Annotated in this window: 24 protein-coding genes; 8 read left to right on the plus strand and 16 right to left on the minus strand. The window is 71.2% G+C overall.

The window, feature by feature from the left end; all coding sequences use genetic code 11:
• Positions 1–5: 5 nt before the first annotated feature.
• The 3 genes from rnc to SACE_RS29275 are packed head-to-tail and all read right to left on the minus strand — an operon-like array spanning position 6 to position 1,557.
• The gene (rnc, locus tag SACE_RS29265) at positions 6–764 is read right to left on the minus strand and encodes a ribonuclease III (RefSeq protein ID WP_029621715.1); all 759 of its coding nucleotides are present in this window, start codon (positions 762–764) and stop codon (positions 6–8) included.
• Between the two features lie 14 nt (positions 765–778).
• Positions 779–961: a 50S ribosomal protein L32 gene (gene rpmF / locus SACE_RS29270; RefSeq protein WP_009947558.1), complete on the minus strand. Its 183-nt coding sequence runs from the start codon at positions 959–961 to the stop codon at positions 779–781.
• 2 nt (positions 962–963) lie between these two features.
• Entirely contained in the window at positions 964–1,557 is a 594-nt protein-coding gene (locus SACE_RS29275) for a YceD family protein (RefSeq protein WP_044547650.1), read from the minus strand.
• Between the two features lie 461 nt (positions 1,558–2,018).
• On the opposite strand from SACE_RS29275, the gene SACE_RS29280 reads away from it, so the two are divergent.
• On the plus strand, positions 2,019–2,819 hold the full coding sequence (locus tag SACE_RS29280) for an SAM-dependent methyltransferase (protein WP_011874945.1): 801 nt from the start codon (positions 2,019–2,021) through the stop codon (positions 2,817–2,819).
• Positions 2,820–2,903: 84 nt separating this feature from the next.
• On the opposite strand, the gene SACE_RS29285 is transcribed toward SACE_RS29280, so the two are convergent.
• The 4 genes from SACE_RS29285 to rsmD all read right to left on the minus strand — a co-directional run bounded on the left by SACE_RS29285 (position 2,904) and on the right by rsmD (position 5,612).
• Positions 2,904–3,659, minus strand: a complete 756-nt coding sequence (locus tag SACE_RS29285) for an SPFH domain-containing protein (RefSeq protein WP_037303436.1) — start codon at positions 3,657–3,659, stop codon at positions 2,904–2,906.
• A 220-nt stretch (positions 3,660–3,879) separates the two neighbouring features.
• Entirely contained in the window at positions 3,880–4,317 is a 438-nt protein-coding gene (locus SACE_RS29290) for a guanyl-specific ribonuclease (protein WP_009947553.1), read from the minus strand.
• A gap of 109 nt (positions 4,318–4,426) precedes the next feature.
• Complete coding sequence (gene coaD / locus SACE_RS29295) at positions 4,427–4,909, minus strand: pantetheine-phosphate adenylyltransferase (RefSeq protein ID WP_009947552.1); 483 nt, start codon at positions 4,907–4,909, stop codon at positions 4,427–4,429.
• A 121-nt stretch (positions 4,910–5,030) separates the two neighbouring features.
• On the minus strand, positions 5,031–5,612 hold the full coding sequence (gene rsmD, locus SACE_RS29300; RefSeq protein ID WP_009947551.1) for a 16S rRNA (guanine(966)-N(2))-methyltransferase RsmD: 582 nt from the start codon (positions 5,610–5,612) through the stop codon (positions 5,031–5,033).
• A 156-nt stretch (positions 5,613–5,768) separates the two neighbouring features.
• Here rsmD and SACE_RS29305 point away from each other — a divergent pair, with 156 nt between their 5' ends.
• Entirely contained in the window at positions 5,769–7,850 is a 2,082-nt protein-coding gene (locus SACE_RS29305; RefSeq protein ID WP_011874949.1) for a HelD family protein, read from the plus strand.
• A 104-nt stretch (positions 7,851–7,954) separates the two neighbouring features.
• Here the strand turns inward: SACE_RS29305 and SACE_RS29310 are convergent, their stop codons facing one another.
• The 3 genes from SACE_RS29310 to SACE_RS29320 all read right to left on the minus strand — a co-directional run bounded on the left by SACE_RS29310 (position 7,955) and on the right by SACE_RS29320 (position 10,863).
• On the minus strand, positions 7,955–9,499 hold the full coding sequence (locus SACE_RS29310) for a glycosyltransferase family 39 protein (protein ID WP_009947548.1): 1,545 nt from the start codon (positions 9,497–9,499) through the stop codon (positions 7,955–7,957).
• Positions 9,496–10,125: a TetR/AcrR family transcriptional regulator gene (locus tag SACE_RS29315; RefSeq protein WP_009947547.1), complete on the minus strand. Its 630-nt coding sequence runs from the start codon at positions 10,123–10,125 to the stop codon at positions 9,496–9,498. The genes SACE_RS29310 and SACE_RS29315 overlap by 4 nt, the downstream gene beginning before the upstream one ends.
• A gap of 204 nt (positions 10,126–10,329) precedes the next feature.
• Positions 10,330–10,863, minus strand: coding sequence for a hypothetical protein (locus tag SACE_RS29320; protein ID WP_011874950.1), 534 nt, complete (start codon positions 10,861–10,863; stop codon positions 10,330–10,332).
• Positions 10,864–11,355: 492 nt separating this feature from the next.
• On the opposite strand from SACE_RS29320, the gene SACE_RS29325 reads away from it, so the two are divergent.
• On the plus strand, positions 11,356–12,531 hold the full coding sequence (locus SACE_RS29325) for a cytochrome P450 (protein ID WP_009947545.1): 1,176 nt from the start codon (positions 11,356–11,358) through the stop codon (positions 12,529–12,531).
• 152 nt (positions 12,532–12,683) lie between these two features.
• Here SACE_RS29325 and SACE_RS29330 read toward each other — a convergent pair whose 3' ends face one another.
• Entirely contained in the window at positions 12,684–14,129 is a 1,446-nt protein-coding gene (locus SACE_RS29330) for a M20/M25/M40 family metallo-hydrolase (RefSeq protein ID WP_009947544.1), read from the minus strand.
• Positions 14,130–14,442: 313 nt separating this feature from the next.
• On the opposite strand from SACE_RS29330, the gene SACE_RS29335 reads away from it, so the two are divergent.
• The 4 genes from SACE_RS29335 (at position 14,443) to SACE_RS29350 (ending at position 16,376) form a co-directional block, all read left to right on the plus strand.
• The gene (locus SACE_RS29335; protein ID WP_009947543.1) at positions 14,443–14,649 is read left to right on the plus strand and encodes a hypothetical protein; all 207 of its coding nucleotides are present in this window, start codon (positions 14,443–14,445) and stop codon (positions 14,647–14,649) included.
• A complete protein-coding gene (locus tag SACE_RS29340; RefSeq protein ID WP_009947541.1) occupies positions 14,646–15,398 on the plus strand; it encodes a hypothetical protein in 753 nt (250 codons plus the stop codon). The genes SACE_RS29335 and SACE_RS29340 overlap by 4 nt, the downstream gene beginning before the upstream one ends.
• Positions 15,395–15,955: a DUF6973 domain-containing protein gene (locus tag SACE_RS29345; protein WP_009947540.1), complete on the plus strand. Its 561-nt coding sequence runs from the start codon at positions 15,395–15,397 to the stop codon at positions 15,953–15,955. The genes SACE_RS29340 and SACE_RS29345 overlap by 4 nt, the downstream gene beginning before the upstream one ends.
• Positions 15,956–16,028: 73 nt before the next feature.
• The gene (locus SACE_RS29350; RefSeq protein WP_011874952.1) at positions 16,029–16,376 is read left to right on the plus strand and encodes a hypothetical protein; all 348 of its coding nucleotides are present in this window, start codon (positions 16,029–16,031) and stop codon (positions 16,374–16,376) included.
• A gap of 67 nt (positions 16,377–16,443) precedes the next feature.
• Here the strand turns inward: SACE_RS29350 and SACE_RS29355 are convergent, their stop codons facing one another.
• From SACE_RS29355 to SACE_RS29375, 5 genes are all read right to left on the minus strand, one after another.
• Positions 16,444–19,821 carry a pyruvate carboxylase gene (locus tag SACE_RS29355; RefSeq protein ID WP_011874953.1) on the minus strand — a complete coding sequence of 1,126 codons (3,378 nt, stop codon included), beginning with the start codon at positions 19,819–19,821 and terminating at the stop codon, positions 16,444–16,446.
• A 506-nt stretch (positions 19,822–20,327) separates the two neighbouring features.
• Positions 20,328–22,580 carry an ATP-dependent DNA helicase RecG gene (recG, locus tag SACE_RS29360; RefSeq protein ID WP_011874954.1) on the minus strand — a complete coding sequence of 751 codons (2,253 nt, stop codon included), beginning with the start codon at positions 22,578–22,580 and terminating at the stop codon, positions 20,328–20,330.
• 217 nt (positions 22,581–22,797) lie between these two features.
• Positions 22,798–23,781 (minus strand): DUF1648 domain-containing protein, encoded by a 984-nt coding sequence (locus tag SACE_RS29365; protein ID WP_231849829.1) that lies wholly within the window; start codon positions 23,779–23,781, stop codon positions 22,798–22,800.
• Between the two features lie 37 nt (positions 23,782–23,818).
• Positions 23,819–24,154, minus strand: coding sequence for a GntR family transcriptional regulator (locus tag SACE_RS29370; RefSeq protein WP_009947526.1), 336 nt, complete (start codon positions 24,152–24,154; stop codon positions 23,819–23,821).
• A 122-nt stretch (positions 24,155–24,276) separates the two neighbouring features.
• Complete coding sequence (locus SACE_RS29375; RefSeq protein WP_009947525.1) at positions 24,277–25,857, minus strand: DAK2 domain-containing protein; 1,581 nt, start codon at positions 25,855–25,857, stop codon at positions 24,277–24,279.
• A gap of 380 nt (positions 25,858–26,237) precedes the next feature.
• Between SACE_RS29375 and rpmB the strand changes: the two genes are divergently transcribed.
• Positions 26,238–26,429: a 50S ribosomal protein L28 gene (gene rpmB, locus SACE_RS29380; RefSeq protein WP_009947524.1), complete on the plus strand. Its 192-nt coding sequence runs from the start codon at positions 26,238–26,240 to the stop codon at positions 26,427–26,429.
• The last annotated feature ends 1 nt before the right edge of the window (position 26,430 follow it).

Below are 26,430 nucleotides of genomic sequence, written 5' to 3' on the forward strand. Positions count from 1 at the left end.
GCCGGCTACGAGGCCGATTCCTCGTCGCCGCTCTCCGCGGCATGCTTGACCTGCTCGGACAGCGTCCGCCAGGCCGCCTCGGCGGCCTTCTGCTCGGCTTCCTTCTTGGTGCGGCCACCACCCTGCCCGAGGGTGTCGCCGGCGACCGAGACGTACGCGCTGAACTCCTTGCGGTGGTCCGGGCCCTGCTCCTCGACCCGGTACTCCGGGACGCCGAGCGCGGCGGCCGCGGTCAGCTCCTGCAGGCTGGTCTTCCAGTCCAGTCCGGCGCCCCGCTGCGGGGCCTCGGTCAACAGCGGCTCGAACAGCCGGTGGATGACGTCGCGTGCGACGTCGATGCCGTCCTGGAGGTACACCGCGCCGAGCACGGCCTCCAGGCCGTCGGCGAGGATGCTCGCCTTGTCCCGGCCACCGGTCAGCTCCTCGCCGCGGCCGAGCAGCAGGTACTCGCCGAGACCGCCCTCGCCGAGCCCCCGCGCGACCCCGGCCAGCGCGTGCATGTTGACCACGCTGGCGCGCAGCTTCGCGAGCTGGCCCTCGGGCAGGTCGGGGTGCTCGTTGTACAGCCGGTCGGTGATCACCAGCCCCAGCACCGCGTCGCCGAGGAACTCCAGCCGCTCGTTCGGCGGCAGGCCACCGTTCTCGTAGGCGTACGAGCGATGCGTGAGAGCAAGGGTGAGCAGCTCGGCGTCGAGTTCGACGCCGAGCGCCTCCATCAGCGGGGCCCGGTCGACAGTGCGGGCCCTTGACTGCTTTCCCCCCACGCGCTTACCGCCGATCAGGCAGGCTCGTGGATCTGGCGGCCGTCGTACTGGCCGCAGGACGGGCAGGCCACGTGCGGCAGCTTCGGCTCGCGGCAGGCGCGGTTCGAGCACTGCACCAGCGTCGGCGCCGACGCCTTCCACTGCGAACGGCGGTGACGGGTGTTGGCCCGGGACATCTTGCGCTTCGGGACGGCCACGACTAGTTCTCCTCCTCGGTCCCGCCGAACCGCTCACGGAGCGCGGCCCAGCGAGGATCAATCGTCTCATGCGTGTGATCGGGGGCGAGTTCGGCCCACTTGGTGCCGCACCCGGAGCACAGCCCCTGGCAGTCCGGCGAGCACAGCGGCGCGGAGGGCAGCGACAGCAGCATCGCGTCCCGCACCACCGGTTCCAGGTCGACCAGGTCGTCCACGACCCGTTCGACCTCGTCTTCATCGGTGCTGGCGTCGGTGGCGCTGTCCGGGTAGGCGAACAGCTCGCGCACCTCGACCTCGATCTCCTCCGAGATCGGGTCCAGGCAGCGCACGCACTCCCCGGTCAGCGTGGCGGCGGCGGTGCCGGACACCAGCACGCCCTCCACCACGGACTCGGCCAGCAGGTCGAGCTCGACCGGCTCGCCCTCCGGCACCCTGATCATGTCGAGGCCGAAGCCGGCGGGGGCCGGCGCCTGGCGCGAGTAGGCACGACTCTGCCCCGCCCGGTGACCGATCTCCCGGGTGTCGATCACCCAGGGCCCGGCCTGGACGGCCCGCTCCGCTCGGGCGGAGTGCCCGGAATCGTGTTTCTGAGACATCACAAGGTTTCGACTGGTTTCCGACTGGGGTTGTTGCGCTGGCCCGCGCCGGGCGGGCGACCGGCCGAGCGCGGGTGCACCGGACTCGGCACGAGCGGTCCGCTCGACACCTGCCGACGACGGCGTGCGACGACGGCAACCGCCCACCGGGCAGCGGCCTGCTCGAACGCGGGTCTGATGAGCGGCGTCGAACGACCACGACCGGCCGGGCTGGGTGACGAATCGTCCACAGCCAGCTTTTTCAGGGTACGCGACACCACCGCGGCTGCCGAAATCACCCCGCCACGCCCTGCCGGGCACCTCCCCGCCGCCGCGCCGACATCCGCGACGCACCCGCAACAGTGTCGTTGACCTGCGGTTTCTCTCTCACGGAGACCGACATCGTCGAATTCCGGCGGCGGAACCTCCATGATTCCAAGCAGCACGGCGCAGAAGCCGGTCACGACAACCGCGAGGGTCTCATGCCGGAACAGAACTCCTTCCCGCCCGAGGTCGACCACACCAGGCCGAACCCGGCCCGCATCTACGACTACGGCCTCGGCGGCCACCACAACTTCGCCGCCGACCGCGACCAGTTCGAGAAGCTGCTGGAGGTCGACCCGGACGCCAGGCTGGTGGTCTCGGCGAACCGGGCCTTCCTGCGGCGGGCGGTGCGCTACTGCCTGCGCCAGGGCATCACCCAGTTCCTCGACCTCGGCTCGGGGATCCCGACGGTGGGCAACGTGCACGAGGCGGCGCACCAGCTGAACCCGCGGGCGCGCGTGGTCTACGTCGACAACGAACCGATCGCCGTCGCCCACACCCGCCGGCTCCTGCGCGAGAACGAAAACGCCGAGATCGTGCAGGCGGACCTGCGCGATCCGGACGCGATACTCGGCGCCCCGGAGACCCAGCGGCTGCTCGACCTGTCCAAGCCCGTCGGGCTGATGATGGTCGCCGTGCTGCACTGGGTGCCCAGCGCCGACGTCGCGGGGCTGCTGTCGCGCTACCGGGAGGTGCTCGCCCCCGGCAGCTACCTGGCGATAAGCCACCTGACCTCCGAGCACCTGCCGGAGCAGATGGGCGAGGTGGAGGACGTCTTCGCCGAGACGACCGAGCCGGTGGTGTACCGCCCGCGCTCGGAGGCGGTGAAGCTGTTCGAGGGCTTCGAGCTGGTCCCGCCGGGCGTCGTCTACACCTCGCAGTGGCAGTCCGAGCCGTACGAGATGGTGGAACCGCCGGAGCGGACGAAGATCTGGGCGGCGGTCGGCCGCAAGCTCTGAGCACCGGGACCGAGCCCCGGACAGCGCACTGCGCCCCCTCGGCGACGGCGACCGAGGGGGCGCAGGGACGTCCGGGTACGAGCCCTAGTGACTTCCGCCGTTGCCGCCGGTGGAGGTGCCGGACCGGCCGGGCTTCCACTCCTCGTAGTCGAACGGCGCGCCGACCGGGCTGCGCAGCTGCTGGCGGCCCTTGCCGACGGTGCGCAGCGTCTTGCTCAGCAGGTCCTCGAAGTCGGCCAGCCGGGAGTCCACGTAGGCGTCGCACTCGCCGCGCAGGCGTTCGGCGTCCTCGTTGGCCTCGGCGACGATCCGCTTGGCCTCGCCGTTGGCGGTCTGCACGACCTCGGTGTCGGACACCAGTCTGGCCTGCTCGGCCTTGCCCTCGTGGATCGACTGGTCGTAGGCGGCGCGGCCGGCCTGCACCATGCGGTCGGCCTCGGACTGGGCGCGGCCCACGTAGTCCTCGTACTCGCGGCGTCCGTTGGTGACCGTCTGCTCGGCCTCGGCCTGCGCCTCCGCCACGAGCTGCTCGGCGCGCTCGCGCGCCTCGGCCAGCAGCTGCTCGGCCTCGGCCCTTGCCGAGGACACGGTCCGCTCCGCCTCGGCCCGGGCCTCGCCGAGCGTACGCTCGGACTCCGACTCCGCCTTGCGGATGACGTCGTCGCGGTGGTCCAGCACGTCCTGGGCGTCGTCGAGCTCGGCCGGGATCGCGTCCCGGACGTCGTCGAGCAGCTCCAGGACATCGCCCCGGGGCACCACGCACCCCGAGGTCATCGGAACGCCTCGCGCCTCCTCGACGATCGTGACCAGCTCGTCGAGCGCCTCGAACACCCGGTACACCTCGATCTCCCTGCCGTCGTAGCCGCCCGGAACCAAGCATCCCGGAGAAATCCCGAACCGGTGCGCACCGGTTCCGGAACCGATGATCACAGGTTGCCAGATCCGCGGTTCGTCCAGTCTGCCCCGCCGCTCCCCGCCCCCGCGGCATCTCCCCCGCGCCCGCGTGTCAACGCCTGTGCCCCGGTGTCGGCCGACACCGGGGCACAGGCGTTCGCGGACGTCAGTTGACGATGGTCAGGCGGAAGGACTCGTAGTGGTCCTCGGTGTAGAAGTACTCGCCGCCGTCACCGACGACGAAGCGGCGGGCGCCGCGGTCGTCGCTGCCGGGGGTCTTCACGGTGTACTCGTGGTAGTAGCCCTCGGCGCAGTCCGGCAGGATGCCCTCGCGGTTCTGGAAGACCGTGCCGTCCTGCGGGTAGGGGTACGGGCCGCCCTTTTGGATCAGCTCGTAGGTGTCGGTGGCCTCCGGGGGCAGGTCGGCCAGCCTGACCTGCTCGAATCCGGAGGTGTCGCCACACGGTGCCTGCGCGGCGGCGGGCGCCTGCGGGGCGACCGGCAGGGCCTGCACGGCCCCGGCCTGGAACCCGAGCAGACCCACCACGGCGATCAGACCGGCCAGCAGGGTCCTGACTGCGTTCGACTTCGTGATCCGCCTCATAGCCGACGACGCTAACGCGACCACGTGATGACGCACTGAAGTTGGCGTGAACTGGAAACGTCGCCCAGGCGCGAGTGGTGAAAGATTCACCCGACCGGGGAATGCGAGGTCAGGACTGCTCGGCCAGGCGTTCGAGCAGCCGCTGCTCGATCTTCGGCGGGAGCAGGTTGGAGACGTCGCCGCCGTAGGTGGCGACCTCCTTGACCAGCGAGCTGGCCAGGAAGCTGTAGAGCGGGTTGGTCGACATGAACAGGGTTTCGACGCCGGAGAGGCGCTGGTTCATCTGCGCCATCTGCAGCTCGTAGTCGAAGTCGCTGACCGCGCGCAGGCCCTTGACGATCGCGCCGATGTGGTGCTCGCGGCAGTAGTCCACCAGCAGGCCGTGCCAGGAGTCGATGCGCACGTTCGGCCACTGCGAGGTGACCTCGCGCAGCATCTCCAGCCGCTCGTCGACGGTGAACAGGCTCTTCTTGCTCTTGTTCACCAGCACGGCGACGACGACCTCGTCGAACAGGCCGGCAGCCCGCTCGATGATGTCCAGATGACCGTTGGTTACCGGATCGTAGGAACCTGGACACACCGCACGCCTCATGAGGCGGACGGTAGCAGCATCGCGACCGGCCGCCCGCCGTGACGTGGCGTCGATCACCGGCAGGCGGTAACGGTGCGAAACCGCTCACCGCCGATCGCCGCACTCGGTGGGTCCGACGGCCTCAGTCGTCCTGGCTCCCGGCCGCGTCGGCCTCGTGCACGGCCCAGTGCACGGCGGTGTCGCCGTAGCGCTTCGTGCGCAGCGCGCGCAGCGGGGCCGGCCAGTCCGGTTCGCCGCTGCGCGTGGAGCGCTCGACCACGACCAGGCTGTCCGGGGCGGTCCAGCCGTTGGCCGCCAGCGACCGCAGGACCTGGTCGAGCCGCGCGGCGTCGACGTCGTAGGGCGGGTCGGCCAGCACCACGTCGAAGGGCTCGCCTGCCGCCGAGGCGAGCACCGTCTCGACCTTGCCCTGCGCCACGCTCACGTCGCGGAAACCCAGCGCGCTCGCGTTGCGCCTGAGCAGCTGGACGGCGCGGCGGTCGGACTCGACGAAGGTGGCGTGCGCGGCACCGCGCGAGAGAGCTTCCAGCCCGAGGGCACCGGAACCGCCGTAGAGGTCGAGCACCCTGGCGCCCGCCAGCTCGGTCGCCGACTCCAGCGCGCTGAAAAGCGCCTCCCGCACCCGCTCGGAGGTCGGCCGGGTGCCGCGGGGCGGTACCTCGATGCGGCGTCCTCCGGCGCTGCCCGCCACGATCCGTGTCACGCCGACCATCGTCGCGCATGCCGCGCGGGCGCCTCGGTCACCCACCAGATTACGCTGCCGGGCCGATCACGCCGAGGCCCAGGGAGCGCCTGCCCGTGCGGGCGCGGGGCCGTATTCTCGTAGGTCTGCCCAGGCGGGAGACGGGGAGCGAATCAGGTGTCCGAAACGTCGGTCAGGCAAGCCGAAATCGCGATCGAGCAGCGGCACGTGGACCGGGTGTACGCCCGGCTCGGCGAGCTTCGCGCCGAGGCCGCGCGGATGCGCGACAAGAGCTACGAGCACGGCAGGGAGGCCACGCCGGAGGCGCTCTACGAGCGCGACGTGATGGTGCACCACGCCAACCGCACGTTGCAGGCGCTGGACGCCGAAGCCGAGGGCCTGGTGTTCGGCAGGCTGGACCTGGCCGACGGCGACGCCGTGCACATCGGCAGGCTGGGCATCCGGGACCCGGAGTTCGACAACCTGCTGGTCGACTGGCGGGCCCCGCTGGCGTCGGCGTTCTACCAGGCCACGCCGGAGAACCCGCTCGACGTGGTCCGGCGCCGCGTGATCCGCTCCTCGCGGGAGACCGTGGTCGACCTCTCCGACGACCTGCTCGACCCGCAGCGGGCGCCGCGGGACATGCGGGTCGTCGGCGACGGCGCGCTGATGGCGTCGCTGAGCCGGGCGCGAAGCGACTCGATGCGCAACATCGTGGCCACCATCCAGAAGGAGCAGGACGACGCGATCCGGGCGCCGGAGGGCGGCGTCACCGAGATCACCGGCGGCCCCGGCACCGGCAAGACCGCGGTCGCGCTGCACCGCGCCGCCTACCTGCTCTACCGCGACCAGCGCAAGCTCGGCGGCGCCGGGGTGCTGGTCGTCGGCCCGTCGCCGGTGTTCATGTCCTACATCTCGCGGGTGCTGCCGTCGATGGGCGAGCACAACGTGGAGCTGCGCGCGCTCGGCGAGGTGCTGGACGGGCTGTCGGCCGGAGCCATCGACGACCCGCGGACCGCCGAGGTGAAGGGCTCGTCGCGGATGGTGCAGGTGCTGCGGCGCGCGTTGCGGCTGGCACCGCCGGACGCACCGGACGAGCTGCGCATGTTCTACCGCGGCGTGGTGCTGAAGCTGCAGCACGAAGACCTCAAGCGCATCCGCCGCAGGCTGCACTCCAAGGGCGCGCCGCCGAACCGCTCCCGCATGCGCGCGGCCGACGCGCTGCTGGAGGCGTTGTGGCACAAGGCCAAGCAGTGCGCCGACGAGAGATTCCAGCCCGACCGCGAGCGGCTGATCACCGAGATCGGCGAGCGCATCGAGTTCCACCGCTTCCTGGTGAGCTGGTGGCCTCCGCTCTACCCGATGCAGGTGCTGCGCTGGCTCTCCGACCCGGGCAGGCTGGCCAAGGCGTCGCGGCGGCTGCTTTCGGCCGAGGAGATCGACCTGCTGGCCAAGTCGTGGGCCGACGTGCAGGAGTGGACGGTCGCCGACGTCGCGCTGATCGACGAGCTGCGGGTGCTTGCCGGCGCGCCGCCGAAGCGGCGGCGGGCGCCGCAGGCCGACTCCCGCGAGCTGACCACGTGGGCCGAGCGCACCGCCGACCAGCCCTACCAGCGTCCGGACAACTACGACGAGTACTCCCACGTCGTCGTCGACGAGTCGCAGGACCTCTCGCCGATGCAGTGGCGGATGGTCGGCAGGCGCGGCAGGCACGCGAGCTGGACGGTCGTCGGCGACCCGGTGCAGTCGTCGTGGCCGGACCCGGCGGAGGCGGCGCGGGCCAGGCAGGAGGCGCTGAGCTCGGCGCGCAGCCACCGGCGCTTCACGCTGCGCACCAACTACCGCAACTCGGCGGAGATCTTCGCCGTCGCCGCCGACGCGGTGCGCGACCTGGTGCCCGCCGACGATCTGCCCAACGCCGTGCGCACCACCGGGGTCGAGCCGGTCGTGCGCGAGGTTTCGCAGTGGCCGCAGGAGGTTCGCGCCGCCGCGGAGGAACTGCTGGAGGCGTCGGAGGGCACCGTCGGCGTGATCACGGCGATGCGGCGGCGAGGCGAGGTCGGCGAATGGCTCGCCGGGGTCGGCCAAGACCGGCTGCGCGTCGTGGGCAGCCTGGAGGCCAAGGGCATGGAGTACGACGCGGTGCTGCTCGTCGACCCGGACGAGCTGGCCGCCGAGTCCTCCACCGGTCGCCGCGCCCTCTACGTGGCGCTGAGCCGCGCGACCCAGCGCCTGACGGTGCTCAAGGCGAAGGCGTAAGGCCCGCCGGCCCTCGTGGTCGGTCGACGGTGCCGGGAGCGGCGTCGCGCGTGTAGCGGCTGACGGGACCCGCGGCAGTGCCGCGAGTCCCGCGACCGCGCTCGTCAGCTCGCGCCGGGCATCAGGTTGATGCGCAGGAACTCCGGCCAGATCCGCGACCACGGGGCCCGCGGACCGGTCGCGAGGAACACCGGCTGCCCCTGGTGCTGGGTCGTGATGTTCATGCCGTTGTCCAGTGTGGCCACCTGCCGGATGTCGCTGAAGTACCGGCGCATCGGTTCGGTGGGCACGCCGACGTGGATGACGGTGGTGGCGTCCTCCGGAGGCCGGCCGAAGAAGTAGTAGCCGCGCGCACCGCTGTAGGCGGTGGGAAGGCCGTGCTGCGGCCCGTAGTGCGCGAGCGCGCTGGCACCCCAGTAGTCGTCGGTGATGATCACGGTGGTCCGCTGCTGCTCCGGCGGAAGCGCGCGGTGGACGCCGGCGACGTCCTCGGCCACCTGCGGCCAGCCGATCTCCCCCAGGTACAGGAAGTTCATCAGGTCGTAGGGCTGGTTCGCGTAGGACTCGACGGGTTTGAGCGGAAGTCCGTTGAGGGTCGCCAGCGCCGCCAGCGCGTAGGCGGGCCATGCGACCCAACCCCAGGTGCGCCCGCCCGCCGCCCGCTTGAGCTCCCTGCGCCGCTGGAAACCGACCGCGCCGGCCGCCCACAGCACCGGGAAAGCACCGCTGACGTAGTAGGAACGCCCGCTCGCGGCGACGAAGACGACGACCACGCCCACCACGACCCAGGCCATGAAGCGGTACGGGCGCATGTCGGGCGCGGCCATCAGACGCCACGCGCCGTAGATGCCGAGGACCATGCCGACGCCGATCCCGAGCCCGGCGAACATCAGCGCGAAGTTGAGCAGCGGCCCCATCACCGCCACCTCGGCGGCGACCGCCGCGCTCATCTCGAGCTGCGGCCAGCCGTTGGCGGCCTGCCACAGCAGCGCAGGAACGCTCGTGGCGACGGCGATCAGGGCACCCAGCCAAAGCTTCGGACGCGTCAGCAGCTCGCGCGGGCCGAAGACGAGCACCGCGACCGCCAGCACCAGCCAGAACGCGACGACCTGGTACTTCACCTGCAGGGCCACGGCGGTCGCCACGCCCGCCCACAGCAGCAGGCCGTCGGCCCGCGTGCGCACCCAGCGCACGACCAGCCACGCCAGCACCGTCCACATGAGAACGTCGAGGACCGGGGTGGCCAGGGTGGTCGCCATGGTGAGGAAGGCCAGCGCGTGCGCACCGGCGGTCAGCACCTGCGCCCGGCGGTCGCCGCCGAGCTCGCGCGCGATCAGCGCCGCGACCACCACTCCCGCGGCCGTCGCCAGGATCGCCGGCACGCGCAGCGCCACCAGCGAGCCGGGCGCGACGGTGTCCATGAGCAACGCCAGCAACGGAACCAGCGGCGGCTGGTCGGCGTAGCCGAAGGACAGGTGGTGGCCGGCGGAGACGAAGTAGAGCTCGTCGCCGAAGTAGCCGTAGCGCCCGCTCACCAGGAGCAGCACCAATGCCACGAGGCCGGAGACGAGCAGGACGGGTGACTTCGCGAACGGGGAGGTGGCGGGACGCAGCGCCGGTGCCTCGGCACCGGCCGTGGTCGTCGTCATGACGGGTCCTTCCTGGTGGCCCGGTCGAAGAGAGCTGTGAGTTCGCGCGCGTAATGCGCGGTGTCGGCGTCGGGGTCGGCGTGCAGCGCGGCCGAGACCATGTCGATGGAGGCGCGTATCGAGCTGCCCATCACGACCGGGTCGAAGTCGCCGAACTCGCCTTTCTCCTGGCCCTCCCGCAGGATCTGGGCGACCGCCTCGACGAGCTCGTTCCGGCCGTCGTGGCCGAAGTGCAGACTGCCGTCGGCATCGCGGAAGTTGAGGAGGATGTCGCTGATGGCGACGATCGCGTGCCGGTTTTCGCCGATGTAGGAGATGTTCTTCTCGATGTAGCGCAGCAGCACGCCGCGCGCCGTGGTCTCCGCCTCCAGGTGCGGCAGCATGAAGTGGGCGCCCGCGACGTAGAACTCGACGACCAGCTTCTCCATCAGCTCGTCCTTGCCGGCGAAGTGGTAGGAGATCACCCCCTTGCTGATCCCGGCGCGCTTGGCGATCTGGGCCAGCGAGGCCTTGGCGTAGCCGAGCTCGACGATCGTGTCGATCGCCGCCTTCTTGATCTGCTCGCGCCTGGCCTCGGCGATGAACGAGAGCCCTTCTTGTCCGACTGACCCAGAATCTGACCGCATGGCCAAAGATTAGCACGATCGGCCAGTCCGGTTGGTCAGTTTCCTGTTTTGGCAGGTCACAGACGTCCTCGAGGTGAGGCGAAAACAGCAGTGCCGCACCCGTCGGCTGACGGGTGCGGCACTGGGTTCGGGATCAGCGGAAGCCTCGGCGAGGCCTCGACAACGGTTGGGACCCGAGGTGGGCTCAGTCGCCGGCGCGGGTCGTCACGCGCCGTCGACGCGCACGAACGCCTTGGCCGAGGAGGCCCACCGGTAGTACTCCGTCCACACCTGCTCGGTCTCGAAGTCGGTCACCGCGACCGCGATATCGCCGTACCAGACGGTGAAGTCCGAGGGCTGCTGCGTCCACACGCCCGGGTTCGACACGGTTCCCAGCGCGAGGACCGCGGCGCCGTCCGCGCTGGTGGTCATGGCGATCAGGGCGGTGGAGTACTCCGAGTAGCGCGGGCCGCACTGCATCAGGATCAAGGCGTCCTCCACGCCTTCGCCCGTCACGTCGGCGAAGACGACGTCCTTGCCCGGCTGGTACCGGTAGACCCGGTCCCCGGCTTCTCCCGCACCGTCGGTGAACCGCACCGACTGCCACGGGCACGATCCCACCGGCGGCACCGTGAACTCCAGGTTGTGCCAGTCGACGTCGCGGACCCCCGAAGCCGACGCCTGGGCCGTCGCGGATCCCGCGACCACACCGACCGCGAGCAGGCTCGCGGCCACCGCACCGAACAACGCTCTCCTCATCGCTCCCCCAACCTCCGTTCTGGCGCGGTAGACACGTCGTCGCCCGCTTGCGGTCTACACGCCCCACCTCCGCGACCGGTTGCCCCGCGGATCCGGATACGCCGAACGAGCGACTTTGTGGAATGCGCCACAATTCGTGTGTAGCGTGTGCCCAGAACGGCCGGAGCGGGTTTCTCCGATGCGGATGCGACGAATTGATGCGCTACTCCTCGCGGGGCGCGCACCGATTGGTCGACCACCGACGGGCAGGCTTTGCCAACCCGGAGAAACACCCGCTCCGATGTTCGCAGAGTAGGGCGCCGGCCTTTTCGCCATTCGGCCGCGGCCGGCACTTCGTCCAATGACACGGAGGTGCACCATGGACTACCCGCACTGAATCGCAGCCGGTTTCTGATCCTCGATCGGGTGCCTCCCGACTCACCCGGGAGGCACCCTCTTTCTTTTCGCCGGAGAGGTCGCCGGCGAATCCGCAGGCGAAAGGGAGACGCTGCGATGTCCGTGCCGACCGCGGTGGGCGCGGCCTGCCCCGGCGAGGTGTTCGACCCGCTCTCGCCGAGCATGCTGGCCGACCCGTACCTGGTCTACGAGCGGCTTCGCACCGAGGCCCCGGTGCACTGGCACGAGCACCTGCGGGCCTGGGTGCTCACTCGGCACGAGGACTGCGTCGGAGTGCTGCGCAGGCCCGAGGTTTTCGGATCCGATCCGCGCAAGCTCGCAAAACCGATTCCGGAATCCGTCATCAGTCTGCAGACGATGGATCCACCGGAGCATTCGGCGGTACGACACCATTTCCTCGCGAAGCTGCGCAGGCAGGACCTCGACGCGTGGTCGGCGCGCGTGCGGCGAATAGCCGTCGAACTGCTGTCGAACGCCGGGCCGGATCCTTTCGACTTCGTCGCCGAAGTCGCCGAACCGCTAGCCCTGCACTCGATGTGCTCGCTTTGCGGCGTTCCTTACCCGGAGGATGACGAACGCTTTCGGACGGCCTCCAGAACAATGGTGCTCGGCATGGATGCCGGACTGGAACCGGCTCGCCGCGAACCCGCGCTGGCGGCCCGCGGAGTGTTGAACGAGATCATCGAGGACTGGATCGCCCGCGCCCCGCGCGAGAGCCTGATCTCCGGCCTGGACGAGGTCTCCGGCATCGAACGCGGCTACCTGGTGAACTCGGCGCGAGCGGTCTTCGACGCCGGGTACTCCACCACCGGGAACATGCTGGGCAACATCGTGAAGTGGCTGCTCGGCCCCGGTGGCGTGCGCGAAACCGCGCCGCTGGGCGGACTGGACTCGCGCGCGGTCGAGGAGTTGGGCCGGATCGAGGGCGTGGTGCAGGCCGTGAGCAGGCACTGCCTCGCCGCCGTGGAGATCGGCGGCCGCACGCTGCGGCGCGGAGACGTCGTGATCGTCATGCTCGCCGCGGCCAACCACGACCCGAAGGTCTTCCCCGACCCCCGCCGGGCGGACTTCAGCAGGGAATCCGGCCCGCACCTGGTGTTCGGCCGCGGTGTCCACTCGTGCCTCGGCGGACACGTCGCGGGCCGGGTCGCGCTGGCGCTGCTGCACGCCCTCGCCGACGGATTCGAGCGCATCGAGCCGGCGGGGCCGCACCGGCAACGCCCGACCGCGACGCAGCGCGGACTCGACCACCTCCCGATCCGGCTGTCCTGACACCCGGAAGTCCTTGAAGTGCCTGGCGTTCTGGCTTGGAGGGCAGGGTGTTCTGGTCGGCGCTGCGCGGGCGCCTCGCATGCCTGGTGTCCCCGCCCGGCCGAACTTCCGCCGAGAGCGCGATGTTGCGCGGGGGTGCGCCCGCGTGTGCCTCAGCGACTGGAGGCCGCGCGCACGTCCTCGTCGTAGACGGCGAAGCGGCCCACCGCCCACGCGACGGCCCTGGCGCTGGCCCGCATCGCCGCGAGGTTGGCGTGCGCCAGGTCGTCGCAGCTCTGGTGGTAGCACGGGTCGTAGAACTGCCCCGCCGTGCCGCCGAAAACGGCCGCCTCCTCCGGTGTCTTGAGGCCCCGGATGCCGCCGTGCGCGCCGCCGGAGGGGATCCCGGCCGCGATGAACGCCTCGCTGTCGGAGCGCATGGAAGCGAAGTCCGCGGTCTTCAACGGCTCGCGCTGGATGCGGTATCCCTGCGTCATCACGGCCTCGATCTGACCGGAGCCGGGCGGCGCGGCCGGGCCGCCGGTGTCGGGGTGGTCGCTGTCGTCGCCGTCCATCACGAAGTTCACGTAGTTCGACGAGGCGAGCATCTCGTAGTTGAGGTAGAGCGTGATCGCCTCGACCTGCGCCGGCGTCAGCGACTCGACGTAGTGGTGCGAGCCGATGTTGACCAGCTCCTCGGCGCCCCAGAAGGCGAACCGCACCTTGTTCGGCACGACGTCCTGGTACGGCGCGAGCCGCAGCGCGGCTTCCAGCACCGCGGCGACGCTGGAGCCGTTGTCGTTGACGCCCGGTCCGTCGGAGGAGCTGTCCAGGTGCGCGCCCGCCATCACGACGTCGTCGGGCTGCCCGCCCGCCGTCTCGGCGAACAGGTTCACCGTCGTCGCGTACTCGTCGCGGCCGCGCAGCTCGACCGTCAACGGCGCCCCGGCCTGCGCGGCCAGGGCCTCGGCGTCGAGCTGGGTGAGGTGGCCGACGGGGATCAGCGAGTCGGGAGCCCGCAGGCGCAGGACCGTCCACGGCGCGGGCGAGACCTCGTAGAGCAGCAGTGCGGCGACGCCCGCCTCCCCCGCGGCCTTGGCCTTGCCCGGCGTGGTGCAGCCCCCGGTGCGGACCAGGGCGATCGTGCCCCGCGCCTGCGCCGGGTAGTCCGCCGCCTCGCAGCCGGGCGCCGAATCCTCCTGCCCCGCGGGCAACGCGAAGAGCGGCGCGGTGAGACCGCCTTCGGCGGTCGAGGGCCCGTACTGCGACATCAGGACCCGCACACCGGTGCCGTCCGGCGCGGTGGCCCGCTCGGCGTCGATGTGGAAACCGCGGTACGGGACGTCCTGGTAGGTGACCTCGTACCCGGCGCCGGTGAGCCGGTCGGCGACGTAGTCCAGCGACCGCTCGAAACCGGTCGAGCCGACGCCCCGGTTCCCGCCGTTCTCGGCGGCGATCCGGTCGAACGCCGCCAGGTGCGCCACCGCGCCGTCACTGCCACCGGTCGCCATCCGCTCCGCCAGCCACTCGCGGTCGCGGGCGGCGCCCGCGTCGCCGGGCACCAGCACGGCGCTCGTCATGGCGGCCAGGGCCAGCGCTATCCCGAGGCGTCGCAGCACATCGACCTCCGCACCGAGGTGATCACCCAGAGTGCGTAAGACATTGGCACGAGCCGCACCCCCTGTACAGGCGGCGAACGGACGCAAGTCACGGTTCCGGGCCGGAGACGACTTCGATCAACGTTGTGATCCGCGTCTCTTCCGGTAGGCATTGCGACCCGCATGACTACTTTCTGCAACAATCCGTAGCCGTTGTGTACCTGACATGCAACTGGGGATGTGTGACCGGGTTCAGCACCACACCGGACGAGCTGCGCGATCTTTCCGCACGAATCACCACACTGGCCCAGGACTTCCGTTCGACGATCCGGGCATGGGACGGCGCGACGGCGCCGGCGGACAGAGCTTCGCCTCGTCCGACTGCGGTGACGCCTTCCAGCAGTTCCAGCGCGCTCTCCGCGAGAAGCTCGACCAGCGGGTCGAAGAGCTTGAAGAGGCCGGTCAGGATGTCGGCTCGTCAGCTGACGCGTACTCCGCCGGAGACCAGTACGGAGCCGTTGGCCTCGGAGGTCTGCTGTGAACCGGCAATCGACAGCGGAGATGAGCCGGCGCGCCGCCGACCTCGATCGGCTCGCGGCGTCGGTCACACCGGAGTCGCTGACCACCGTTCTGCCGGAGGCGTTGAGGGCGCTGGGGGAGCCGACCGGTGATTTAGAGGCGCTGGAGGACCTGGTGCACGCCTTCAACCGTGGCGAGCGGGAGGCGCAAGCCGTTCAGTCCGAGGCTGCCAACGTCGCCACCAAGCAGGTTTCCGCCGTCTGGACCGGCCGTGCAGCCGAATCAGCCACCGCCGGTCTCGTTTCGCTGGCGAAGAGGATCGATGCGGACGCGGGCACCTTCACCGCCGCGGAGCAGATCCTCAGCCGAACCGCAGACGCGCTGCGCGACAGCCATCGCCGCCACCTGGAACTTCGCCAGTACCTGATCGATCTCGAGAACCAGGCGTCCACCCTGCCGGAGGGCACGAGCACACCGGCTGCTGCAGATCTTGCGAACCGGGCTGCCCAAGCGCTGCGCGACGGGTCCCGGCTGATCAACACCACCCGGGAGGCAGAGGAATCCGCGGCAGCGAAGTTCAGGGCCTTCACCGAAGGTGGCGCCTTCGGCACGATGGCCTTCTTGGCCGCGGCTTCAGGCGACACGCGCGAGCCGATCGAGGAGATCTCGAAGGAATACCAGGTCTCTCCCGACCCGGACGGCATGTCACGTTCCCCGACGGACCTCTCGGGTGGATCGCTGAGCAACTCGGGCTCGAGCCGCAGAAGATGACGGCGGGCGAAGCGGCTCTGCTGTCGGACCTGGGAGCCGCCGGGATCAAGGACGCTTACGACATCTTCGAACGAGCGAAGGACTCCGGATTCGAAGCGTTCGAAGGGCAAGGCAGCACTGACGGTCATGCCGACGCATTCCGGCATGCCTACTGGAACGCACTGCTGACCCAGCGGTTCGGTGCGGACTGGACCGAGAGCTACACGACGGCACACGAACGACTGCCTCAAGAGCAGGCGAACGCGTCGACCGTGGAGGCGATGGACCTTTACAACAACGAGGTCGGCAGAACCATCGCACTGGCCCATCCCGACGCGGACCCGGAGGAACTCGCGAAGCAGGTTGAAAGCGCCGTGCGTGAAGGGAAGCTGCTCGTGCATGATCAGGGCGGCCAGCTGAAGTACAGCGATCAGGTCGAGATCGGCCAGTCGGGCAAGGCCAACGCCGCTCCCGACACCGGAGGGCGGACGCCGGCAGAGCCCGGACGCCACTGGTCCGGTGGCTACAACCCCGGCGCAGACCCCGACAGCTACGGAACGACGGACGGGAACTACTGACATGCGACTGCGACTCGCCGCAGCCTCGGCGCTACTGGTCCTGGTGGCTTCGTGCGGGAGCGGCGGCTCCGCGGTGGAGCCGGAGCCGGACCCGAAGCTGTACGAGCAGATCAATTCGCTGACCCAACCCGGTCGTGAACGCTCCCTGAAGGAGATGCAGCCGGGGCCGTGGGACACCGTCCACGTCTTCGAGGAGTACACCTCCAAGGAGCAGATCGAGCGCACGATCGGAACCGGTATCGGCATCGACGACTACACGGGTCCGGGCCAGCTGTTCTTCTTCATGAGTGCGGGCAAGGTGTTCCGCGCCGTCGAACTCGACGCGTCGCGCGTGCCTGGCGGTACCTACAGTTCGGGCGTGGTTCTCCGCGGCGGCCCGATCCCCGGTGGTGTGCGACTGGAAGTCGTCGACCCGAAATAACCCCGACGCCGAACGGCCCGCGCGCCCGGTGGTCCGGGTGCGCGGGCCGTTCGCCGCTACTCGGGCGTCAGCCGAGCTCGATGATCAGGTCGCCGCCCTCGACCTGCTGGACCGAGCCGATGGCCAGCCGCTTGACGGTGCCCGCCTGCGGCGCGGTGATCGCGGCCTCCATCTTCATCGCCTCGATGGTCGCGACCGTCTGGCCGGCCTCCACCGAGTCGCCCTCGGCGGCCGACAGCGTGACCACGCCCGCGAACGGCGCCGGGACGTGGCCCGGGTTGGACCGGTCGGCCTTCTCGGCCACCGGCAGGTCCGATGCCACCGAGCGGTCGCGCACCTGGATCGGCCGGAGCTGGCCGTTGAGCATCGCCATCACGGTGCGGATGCCGCGGTCGTCGGGCTCGCTGATCGCCTCCAGGCCGATGAGCAGCCGCACCCCGGGCTCCAGGTCCACCGGGAACTCCTCCCCGGGGCGCAGCCCGTAGAAGAAGTCCTTGCTGCGCAGCACCGAGGTGTCACCGTAGGCCTCGCGGTGCTCGGTGAACTCCTTGGCGGGCTTGGGGAACATCAGCCGGTTCAGCGTGGCGCGCCGGTCATCGGTCAGGCCCTTGCGGTCCTCTTCGGACAGCTCGGCGAGCTTGCGCTCACCGGTGCGGCCCTCCAGCGCGCGGGTCCGGAACGGCTCCGGCCAGCCCGCGGGCGGGTCGCCCAGCTCGCCCTGCAGGAACCCGATGACCGAGTCCGGGATGTCGAACTTGCGCGGCTCGGCCTCGAAGTCGGCCGGGTCCACGCCCGCGCCGACCAGGTGCAGCGCGAGGTCACCTACGACCTTGGAGGACGGGGTCACCTTCACCAGCCGGCCGAGGATCCGGTCGGCGGCGGCGTACATCGCCTCGATCTCCTCGAACTTGTTGCCCAGCCCCAGCGCGACCGCCTGGGTGCGCAGGTTGGACAGCTGGCCGCCGGGGATCTCGTGCTTGTAGACGCGGCCGGTCGGCGAGGCCAGCCCGGCCTCGAACGGCTGGTAGATCTTGCGCACCGACTCCCAGTACGGCTCCAGGTCGCAGATCGCCTCCAGGTCGAGCCCGGTGGCGCGCTCGGTGTGGTCGGTGGCCGCGACCACCGACGACAGCGCGGGCTGCGAGGTGGTGCCCGCCAGCGACGCGCTCGCGCCGTCCACGGCGTCCACGCCGGCCTGGATCGCCGCCAGGTAGGTGGCCAGCTGCCCGCCGGGAGTGTCGTGGGTGTGCAGGTGCACCGGCAGGCCGAACTCCTCGCGCAGTGCGGTGACCAGCTTGGTCGCCGCGGGCGCCCGCAGCAGGCCCGCCATGTCCTTGATCGCCAGCACGTGCGCGCCGGCGTCGACGATCTGCTCCGCGAGCCGCAGGTAGTAGTCGAGCGTGTAGACCTTCTCGTCCGGGTTCGACAGGTCGGCGGTGTAGCACAGCGCGACCTCGGCGACCGACTTGCCGGTCTCGCGCACCGCGTGGATCGCCGGGCGCATCTGCTCGACGTCGTTGAGCGCGTCGAAGATCCGGAAGATGTCGATGCCGGTGTCGGTGGCCTCCTGCACGAAGTGCTCGGTCACCTCGGTCGGGTAAGGCGTGTAGCCGACGGTGTTGCGCCCGCGCAGAAGCATCTGCAGGCAGATGTTGGGCACGGCCTCGCGCAGCTTGGCCAGCCGCTCCCACGGGTCCTCGGCCAGGAACCGCAGCGCCACGTCGTAGGTCGCGCCGCCCCAGCACTCCAGCGACAGCAGCTCCGGCGTCATCCGCGCCACGTGCGGGGCGACCGCGAGCAGGTCCTTGGTGCGCACCCGGGTCGCCAGCAGCGACTGGTGGGCGTCGCGGAAGGTGGTGTCGGTGACGCCTACCGCGTCGCGGTCGCGCAGCCAGGAGGCGAAGCCCTCCGGGCCGAGCTCGGTCAGCTTCTGCTTCGAGCCCGCCGGGGGCTCGGCGGACAGGTCCGCCTCGGGCAGCTTGAACACCGGGTCCGGCACGGTCGGCCGCTCGCCGTTGGGGCGGTTGACCGTGACGTCGGCGAGGTAGTTCAGCAGCCGGGTACCGCGGTCGGCGGAGTGCCGCGCGGTCAGCAGGTGCGGGCGCTCCTCGATGAACGAGGTGGTGACCTTGCCCGCGGCGAAGTCCGGGTCCTCCAGCACCGCCTGCAGGAACGGGATGTTCGTGGCCAGGCCGCGGATCCGGAACTCGGCGACCGCGCGCCGCGCCCGTGCCACCGCGGTGGCGAAGTCGCGGCCGCGGCAGGAGAGCTTCACCAGCATCGAGTCGAAGTGCGCGCTGACGCTGGTACCGGCGAAGGCGGTGCCGCCGTCGAGCCGGATGCCCGCGCCGCCGGGCGAGCGGTAGGCGCTGATCATGCCGGTGTCCGGGCGGAAACCGTTGGCCGGGTCCTCGGTGGTGATCCGGCACTGCAGCGCCGCGCCGCGCAGCCGCACCGAGTCCTGGGTCATGCCGAGGTCTTCCAGCGTCTCCCCGGCGGCGATGCGGATCTGGGACTGCACCAGGTCGGCGTCGGTCACCTCCTCGGTGACGGTGTGCTCGACCTGGATGCGCGGGTTCATCTCGATGAACACGTGCCTGCCCCGCTCGTCGACCAGGAACTCCACGGTCCCGGCGTTGACGTAGCCGATCTTGCGGGCGAAGGCGACCGCGTCGTTGCAGATCCGCTCCCGAAGCTGCGGGTCCAGGTTGGGCGCGGGCGCGATCTCGATGACCTTCTGGTGGCGGCGCTGCACCGAGCAGTCGCGCTCGTAGAGGTGGATCACGTTGCCCGCGGCGTCGGCGAGGATCTGCACCTCGATGTGGCGCGGGTTGACCACGGCCTGCTCGAGGAACACCGTCGGGTCGCCGAAGGCGGACTCGGCCTCGCGCATCGCGGCTTCCAGCGACTCGCGCAGCGCGCCGAGCTCGTTGACCCGGCGCATGCCCCGGCCGCCGCCGCCGGCGACGGCCTTGACGAACACCGGGAACTCCATGTTCTCGGCTTCGGACATCAGCGCGTCGATGTCGCTCGAGGGAGCCGACGAGTCCAGCACCGGCACGCCCGCCTCGCGGGCGGCGGCCACCGCGGTGGCCTTGTTGCCGGTCATCTGCAGGATCTCGTGGCTCGGCCCGACGAAGGTGATGCCGGCTTCGTGGCACGCCTTGGCCAGTTCGGGGTTCTCGGAGAGGAACCCGTAGCCCGGGTAAACGGCGTCCGCACCGGCCTTCTTGGCGGCCTTGATGATCTCCTCGACGGAGAGGTAGGCGCGCACGGGATGACCTGGCTCGCCGATCTCGTAGGACTCGTCGGCCTTCAACCGGTGCAGCGAGTTGCGGTCTTCGTGCGGGAACACCGCGACCGTCCCCGCACCGAGCTCATACCCGGCGCGGAATGCGCGGATCGCGATCTCGCCCCGGTTGGCGACGAGGACCTTGCGGAACATGCCGGCTACCTCCTGTACAGGCGTCGGTCGGTGCACGAACACTACCGCGAAATTTCCCCCATCCGGGAGAACCTCCCGAGTGATGGACCTCATCAAAAGCGTCGTGACCTGCTTATATCGCTACTCCACACAAGGGTAGAACGGGAAGAAATTCTGTCGAATTTCTCGATCAAGGAATTTCGTCTTACGGAAGACAGTGATCTTGTCACACCGCCGGCGTCAAGGTTCCACACTCGGTGACCAGTGGAACACCCGCCGCGCGGCGGCGCGACCCTTGCGGCACGCGGGCCGGCGGCCGAGGCGGCGGAGCGGATACGGCGGAAGTTCGTCCGGAGGGGGCCACCGGGGTTCGGCAGCCGCGCAGGGACCGATACCGATCGCTGAGCGGCGGTCGTGGAGCGACGGCCACCCGTGGCCATGGGAGCCCCGTCCTGACGACGGCTCGCTGTGGCGAGGCACCACCGGAAGGCGGGCCGAGGCGACGCCGCGCGCCCAGAGGCAGGGCCTCAGCTCTTCTCCAGGTACTCCGCGCGTTCGTCGTCGACGACCTCGGCGACCATCCGGGCCAGCCCCGGGTGCGCGCGCAGCTCCGGGTCCTCGGCGACGAAGGACTCGGCCTCCTGCCGCGCCTGGGCGATCACGTCCTCGTCGCGCAGCAGCGACAGCATCTTCAGCCCGGACTTGCGGCCCGACTGCGCCGCACCGAGGATGTCGCCCTCGCGGCGCAGCTCCAGGTCCAGCCGCGCAAGTTCGAAGCCGTCGGTGGTCGAGGCGACGGCTTCGAGCCGCTCGCGGGTGGTGGTGCCCCCCATCGCCTCGCTGACCAGCAGGCACAGTCCCGGCGCGCTGCCCCGGCCGACCCGGCCGCGCAGCTGGTGGAGCTGGCTGACGCCGAAGCGGTCGGCGTCCATGATCACCATGACGGTGGCGTTGGGGACGTTCACCCCGACCTCGACGACCGTCGTGGCGACCAGGACGTCGATGTCGCCCGCGGCGAAGCCGCGCATCACGGCGTCCTTGTCGTCGGCGGGCAGCCTGCCGTGCAGGACTCCGAGCCGCAGGCTCGCCAGCGGGCCGGCGGCGAGCTGCTCGGCGACGTCGAGCACCGCCACCGGCGGCCGCCGCTGACCGCCGGAGTCCTCCGGCGGCGGCTCGTCGGCACCGTCGCTGTCGTCCACCGCGGACGATCGCGACGACTTCCGCTTCTTGCCCTCGGTCTCCTCGTCGTCGCCGATGCGCGGGCAGACGACGTAGACCTGGTGCCCGGCGGCGACCTCCTCGTGGATGCGCTGCCACACCCGGTCCAGCCAGCTCGGCTTCTCCGCCACCGGCACGACGTTCGTGCTGATCGGCGAGCGCCCGATGGGCAGCTCGCGCAGCGCCGAGGTCTCCAGGTCGCCGTAGACGGTCATCGCGACCGTGCGCGGGATCGGCGTGGCCGTCATGACCAGCACGTGCGGCGACACCTCGTCGCCGCCGCGCGCCCGCAGCGCGTCGCGCTGCTCGACGCCGAAGCGGTGCTGCTCGTCGACCACGACCAGCCCGAGGTCGGCGAAGGACACCCGGTCCTGGATGATCGCGTGCGTTCCGACGACGATCCCGGCCTCGCCGGACGCCGCCTCCAGCAGCGCCTTCCTGCGCTGGGCGGCGGGCATCGTGCCGGTCAGCAGCGTGACGCGGGTGGCCTGCTCGGCCCCGCCGAGCTCGCCCGCCATGCCCAGCTCACCGAGCAGTTCGGCCAGCGAGCGGGCGTGCTGGGCGGCCAGCACCTCGGTCGGAGCGAGCATCGCGGCCTGCCTGCCCGAGTCGACGACCTGGAGCATCGCGCGCAGCGCGACCACGGTCTTGCCCGAACCGACCTCGCCCTGCACCAGCCGGTTCATCGGGTGCTCGACGGCGAGGTCGGCCGCGATGTCCTCGCCGATCTCGCGCTGGCCGCCGGTCAGCTCGAACGGCAACCGCTTGTCGAACGCGGCGAGGATGCCGTCGTCGCGCCGCGGGCAGGCCGGCGCCGGATGGGCGTGCGCCTCGCCCCGCAGCCGGGCCAGCGCGAGCTGCACCGCCAGCGCCTCGTCCCACTTCAGCCGTTCCTGCGCGGCGGTGACCTCACCGAAGTCGCGCGGCCGGTGGATCTTGCGCAGCGCGGCCTCCAGACCGGTGAGTCCCAGCCGCGTGCGCAGTTCGCCGGGCAGCGGGTCGTCCTCGCCGTCCCAGGTGTCGAGCACCTGGCGCACGCAGCGCGCGATCGACCACGACGGCAGTCCCTGCGCCGAGGGGTAGACGGGGATCAGCGCTCCCGCGAACTCCTCGGCCGCCTCGCTGACGTCCTCGTCCTCCCCGGTGAACAGCTGGTACTCGGGGTGGGCGAGCTGGAGCTGGTTGCGGTAGGCGGTCACCTTGCCCGCGAACATGCCGCGCCTGCCGGGCAGCAGCTCCCGCTCGCGCCACGCCTGGTTGAAGAAGGTGCAGATCAGCGACCGGTGCCCGTCGGTGATGCGGGCCTCCACGATGGTGCCGCGCCGCGACTTCATGCTGCGCTTGGAAACCCGCTCGACCTGGGCGAGCACGGTGGCGTGCTCGTCGATCTCCAGCCCGGCGATGGCGGTCAGCTCGCCGCGTTCGGCGTAGCGGCGGGGGTAGTGGCGCAGCAGGTCGCCCACCGTGGACAGATCGAGGGCGGACTCCAGCGCCTTGGCGGTCTTGGCACCGAGCACGCGCTCCAGCGACATCTCCGCCCTCGTCGAGTCTCCAGTCGCCATCGCCCCACCGGCTCCGATCGGTCGCTTCCGCCAGCAAGTTATCGGACGGAGCCGACACCGGCGGCAACGGCCGCAGCGGCCGAACCGGCGAAGGCACCGCCCAGCCCTCCATGATGCCGCCGGGAGCCGGGTTCGGCGGCATCCCGCGCACCGGCCCGGCAACGTCCACCGTGATCGCACCGGCCGTTGCCGCGGCGGAACGACCACACCTCACGACTCAGCGGCCGTCGACGGCGGAGCGCTCCGCGACCAGCGCGTTGAGCAGCTCCGCTCCGCGCTCGGCACCGTCGACGCTGATGACGAACCGCCTGCCGGACTCCAGGTGCAGCACCAGGCATTCCCCGCCGCGCATCATGACCGCCGTCTGTCCGGGAAGGACGCGGTAGCCCCAGCCGCCGACCTCCACCGCCCGCTTGTCGGCGGCCTCGGCTCCGGTGATGCGCTCCAGCGGGAGCTTGCGCACCGGCCACCGCAGCGGTCCGAACGCGATCCGCACGCCCGACTCCCCGACGTGGACCAGGATCGAAGACAGGGCCAGCACCAGCAGCGAGCACACCCCGAAGACCAGCGCGACCGGCCACAGCGGGGGCGCCTCGGCGAACAGCGGCACCGCGGTCAGCACCACGGCGGGCACCAGTATCGCCAGGCCGAGTCCCCGCAGGAGACTGCTGGACATCGTCGCCATCCACACCACCCGCTGCCCGGCCTCGATGCGCATCCGCGACTCGCCCGCCACCGGCGGCGGGGTGTCGTCCGGCCCGCGGTTGGCGAGCCAGCCGGCCAGCGCACCCACCAGCACCGCCCCGCCGACCGCCAGGAACGCCTGCCAGCTCAGGCTCCGCGCCTGCTGCCAGTGCGCCGCTCCTTCGTTGGCCCACACCGTCAGGCCGAGCAGGCCGAGCACGAAGAGCCCGCCACCGGCGAGGGTCCCGCACAGGAGCACCCGGCTCGCGCGGCGGCCGAGTCCGCCGCGCACGGCGAACACCAGCGTCCCGACCGCGATCACCACCCACAGCCCGACGACGAAGGCCAGGAAGCCGGTCCGCGTCATCGATCCGTCGGGCACGCCCGACGGACCCCAGTGCGTGGCCATCGGGTCGGGTAACCGGCCGCCGAGGAGCAGCACCCCGGCGAGCAGCGCCCCCGTCACCAGCGCCGCCCAGACCACGCCCCCGAGGGCGAACATCGCTCGGAAAGTCATCGGAATCCCTCCAGTCCTCGTCGGCACGTCCGCTCCCTCACGTGCCCTCCTCGATCCACGCGATGACCGCGTCCCGTCCGTACCCGTGGCGCTCGGCCTCCTCCAGCAGGCGGTCCAACTTCTCGCGCAGCGCGACCCGGGGGTCCGGCCGCCGCAGCACCGAGACGCCGCGGCCCCTGCGGAACTCCAGCAGTCCCTCGTCGCGCAGCTGGCGCAGCGCCCGCAGCACGGTGTTGGCGTTGATCTGCAGCGCCGCGGCGAGGTCGCGCGCGGGCGGGAGGCGGTCGCCGGGGGCGACCTCTCCCTCGGCGATGGCACGCCGGATCGCGTCGGCCGCCTGCTCGTGCAGGGGCCGCTTGTCGTTCAGATCCACAGCGAGCAACATGGTGCTATCGACATTAGCACCATTCACGTTCGAAGTGATCCCCTGAGACCCCGCCTTCGGTCAATTGAAGCGACGCAGCCCGCTTGGCCCACGCCCGCGCTTCGCCGCTCCTACTCGACGCCGAGCAGGAGCACCGCCCCGAGCTCGCCGCCCGGGTAGCAGTTGAGCTCGACCTCCGGATGCGTCCGCCGCAGGTGTTCGGCGAGCACCCGCGGCAACGACTCCGGCGCTCCCGCATCGGCGAACGCGGTGACCAGCTCGCCGCCCGCGGTCAGAATCCGGTCGGCCAGCGCGCGGGCGACCTCGTCCACGTCCGAGCCGAGCAGCACGACCTCGCCGTCCACCAGCCCCAGGACGTCACCCGGCTGGCAACGCCCCGCCCAGGTCAGCGCCTCGGAGTCGGCGATGCGCAGCTCGCCCCTGCGGGTCGCGGCCGCGGCCTCGGTCATCGCCACCGCGTCGTCGGCGCGCCGCCGGGACGGGTCGTGCACCGCCAGCGCGGCCAGCCCCTGCACCGGCGACACCGTCGGCACGACGACGACGTCCTGACCCGCCTCGACCGCACGCCCGGCGGCCTCCTCGGCGATGGCGGTCGCGGCCTCGTCGTTGGGCAGCAGGACGACGTGCGCGGCGCCGGTGCGCGCGAGGGCCGCGGAGAGCTCGTCGGCACCCGCCGACTCCGGCAGGTCCGCCAGTCGCAGCACGTCGGCGCCTTCGGCCTCGAACAGCTCGGCCAGCGCTCCGCCCCGCACGCAGGCCAGCACGGCGGCGTCCCGCTCGTAGCCGCGGTGCTGGTCGGCGAAGCGGGTGACCTGGATCCGGTGCACGCGACCGGCCTCGATGCCCGACTCGATCGCCGCGCCGATGTCGTCGCAGTGCACGTGCACCGCCCACGCGTCCGCGCCGTCGCCGACCACCGACACGCAGTCGCCGATGCCGCACAGGGTGTCGCGCAACCACGTCGTCGCCTCGTCGGTGGCCCCGCCCAGCAGGTACATGACCTCGTAGGCGTAACCGGACTCGTGGTGCGGCGACTTCTGCGGGATGCGGCCCGCGGGCGGTTCGGGCGCCAGGCGCACGCCGTCGTGGACCACGGCGTGCAGGGTGTCGAGCAGGATCACCAGGCCGCGCCCGCCGGCGTCGACCACGCCCGCCTCTGCCAACGCGGGAAGCTGCGAGGGCGTCTCGTCGAGCGCGCTGACCGCGGCCCGCGTCGCCGCGCGCAGCACGACGTGCAGGTCGCGGGAACCGCTGTCGGCGGCCTGCGCGGCGGCGTGCAGCACCGACAGCAGCGTGCCGTCCACCGGCTCGGCGACCGCGTCGCGGGCCATCTCGTCGGCCCGCAGCAGCGCGCGAGTCAGCGCGGCGCCGTCGGCGGCCTCGGCGTCCCGCAGCTCGTCGGCCAGGCCGCGCAGCACCTGCGAGAGCAGCACCCCGGAGTTGCCCCGCGCCCCGCCCAGCGCGCCCTTCGCCAGCGCGGCGAGCACCTCGCCGAGCCCGCCGGCGGTGCACGCGGACAGCCCGGCGACCGCCGAGCGCATGGTGAGCAGCAGGTTCGTCCCGGTGTCGGCGTCGGCGACCGGGTAGACGTTGATCCGGTCGATGGCCGCCCGGTCCTCGGCCAGCGCCGCCACCGCCAGGTCCGCCCAGCGGCGGACGGTCACCGCGTCCAGCACTTTCGCGACCTCCACGGCAGGTAGCCTACGAACGGCTCCGCAGAGCCTAGAGGGAGTGTTCCCGGTTTCGCTCTGCGTAGCCGCTCGGCCGGCGGTTCGCCGGCCGGTTCCGCCCAGCTCATCGCGTCCGGGGCGGCGAGGCGACCCTCGCGAGGAGGTCGGCCGCGGTGAGCTACACTGATCCGGTCCAGGGTTGCGATGACCCTGGACGTTCCCACACCGGGATCCATTCCGGCGGTTGCGGCCCAGCCGGGCCCGGCCTGCCCGGACCACACCGCCGGTCGGCGGTGCAGGCAAGCGCAGTCACCTGCGGGTGGCGAGACCTCACGCAAGTGGGAGTCGCTTGCGTGACGCTCATCGCTGGAACCGTGAACGCAAAGTAAGGGGTGTCTGACGTGGCTGCCGTCTGCGACGTCTGCAGTAAGGGACCAGGCTTCGGCAACTCGGTCTCGCACTCCCACCGGAAGACCAGGCGCCGGTGGAACCCGAACATCCAGACCGTGCACGCGAAGATCGGTCTTTCGCAGCGCAAGCGCATGAACGTGTGCACCTCGTGCCTCAAGGCGGGCAAGGTCGTGCGGGGCTGAC

The sequence above is a fragment of the Saccharopolyspora erythraea NRRL 2338 genome, assembly GCF_000062885.1.
In the GTDB taxonomy this organism is placed as follows: domain Bacteria; phylum Actinomycetota; class Actinomycetes; order Mycobacteriales; family Pseudonocardiaceae; genus Saccharopolyspora_D; species Saccharopolyspora_D erythraea.

Bases quoted from the DNA above. Each gene is read 5' to 3' on its own strand.
- SACE_RS29275 (WP_044547650.1), bottom strand. From the start codon at position 1,557: ATGTCTCAGAAACACGATTCCGGGCACTCCGCCCGAGCGGAGCGGGCC.
- SACE_RS29280 (WP_011874945.1), top strand. From the start codon at position 2,019: ATGCCGGAACAGAACTCCTTCCCGCCCGAGGTCGACCACACCAGGCCG.
- SACE_RS29290 (WP_009947553.1), bottom strand. From the start codon at position 4,317: ATGAGGCGGATCACGAAGTCGAACGCAGTCAGGACCCTGCTGGCCGGT.
- coaD (WP_009947552.1), bottom strand. From the start codon at position 4,909: ATGAGGCGTGCGGTGTGTCCAGGTTCCTACGATCCGGTAACCAACGGT.
- SACE_RS29310 (WP_009947548.1), bottom strand. From the start codon at position 9,499: ATGACGACGACCACGGCCGGTGCCGAGGCACCGGCGCTGCGTCCCGCC.
- SACE_RS29315 (WP_009947547.1), bottom strand. From the start codon at position 10,125: ATGCGGTCAGATTCTGGGTCAGTCGGACAAGAAGGGCTCTCGTTCATC.
- SACE_RS29320 (WP_011874950.1), bottom strand. From the start codon at position 10,863: ATGAGGAGAGCGTTGTTCGGTGCGGTGGCCGCGAGCCTGCTCGCGGTC.
- SACE_RS29325 (WP_009947545.1), top strand. From the start codon at position 11,356: ATGTCCGTGCCGACCGCGGTGGGCGCGGCCTGCCCCGGCGAGGTGTTC.
- SACE_RS29335 (WP_009947543.1), top strand. From the start codon at position 14,443: ATGGGACGGCGCGACGGCGCCGGCGGACAGAGCTTCGCCTCGTCCGAC.
- SACE_RS29345 (WP_009947540.1), top strand. From the start codon at position 15,395: ATGACGGCGGGCGAAGCGGCTCTGCTGTCGGACCTGGGAGCCGCCGGG.
- SACE_RS29355 (WP_011874953.1), bottom strand. From the start codon at position 19,821: ATGTTCCGCAAGGTCCTCGTCGCCAACCGGGGCGAGATCGCGATCCGC.
- recG (WP_011874954.1), bottom strand. From the start codon at position 22,580: ATGGCGACTGGAGACTCGACGAGGGCGGAGATGTCGCTGGAGCGCGTG.
- SACE_RS29365 (WP_231849829.1), bottom strand. From the start codon at position 23,781: ATGACTTTCCGAGCGATGTTCGCCCTCGGGGGCGTGGTCTGGGCGGCG.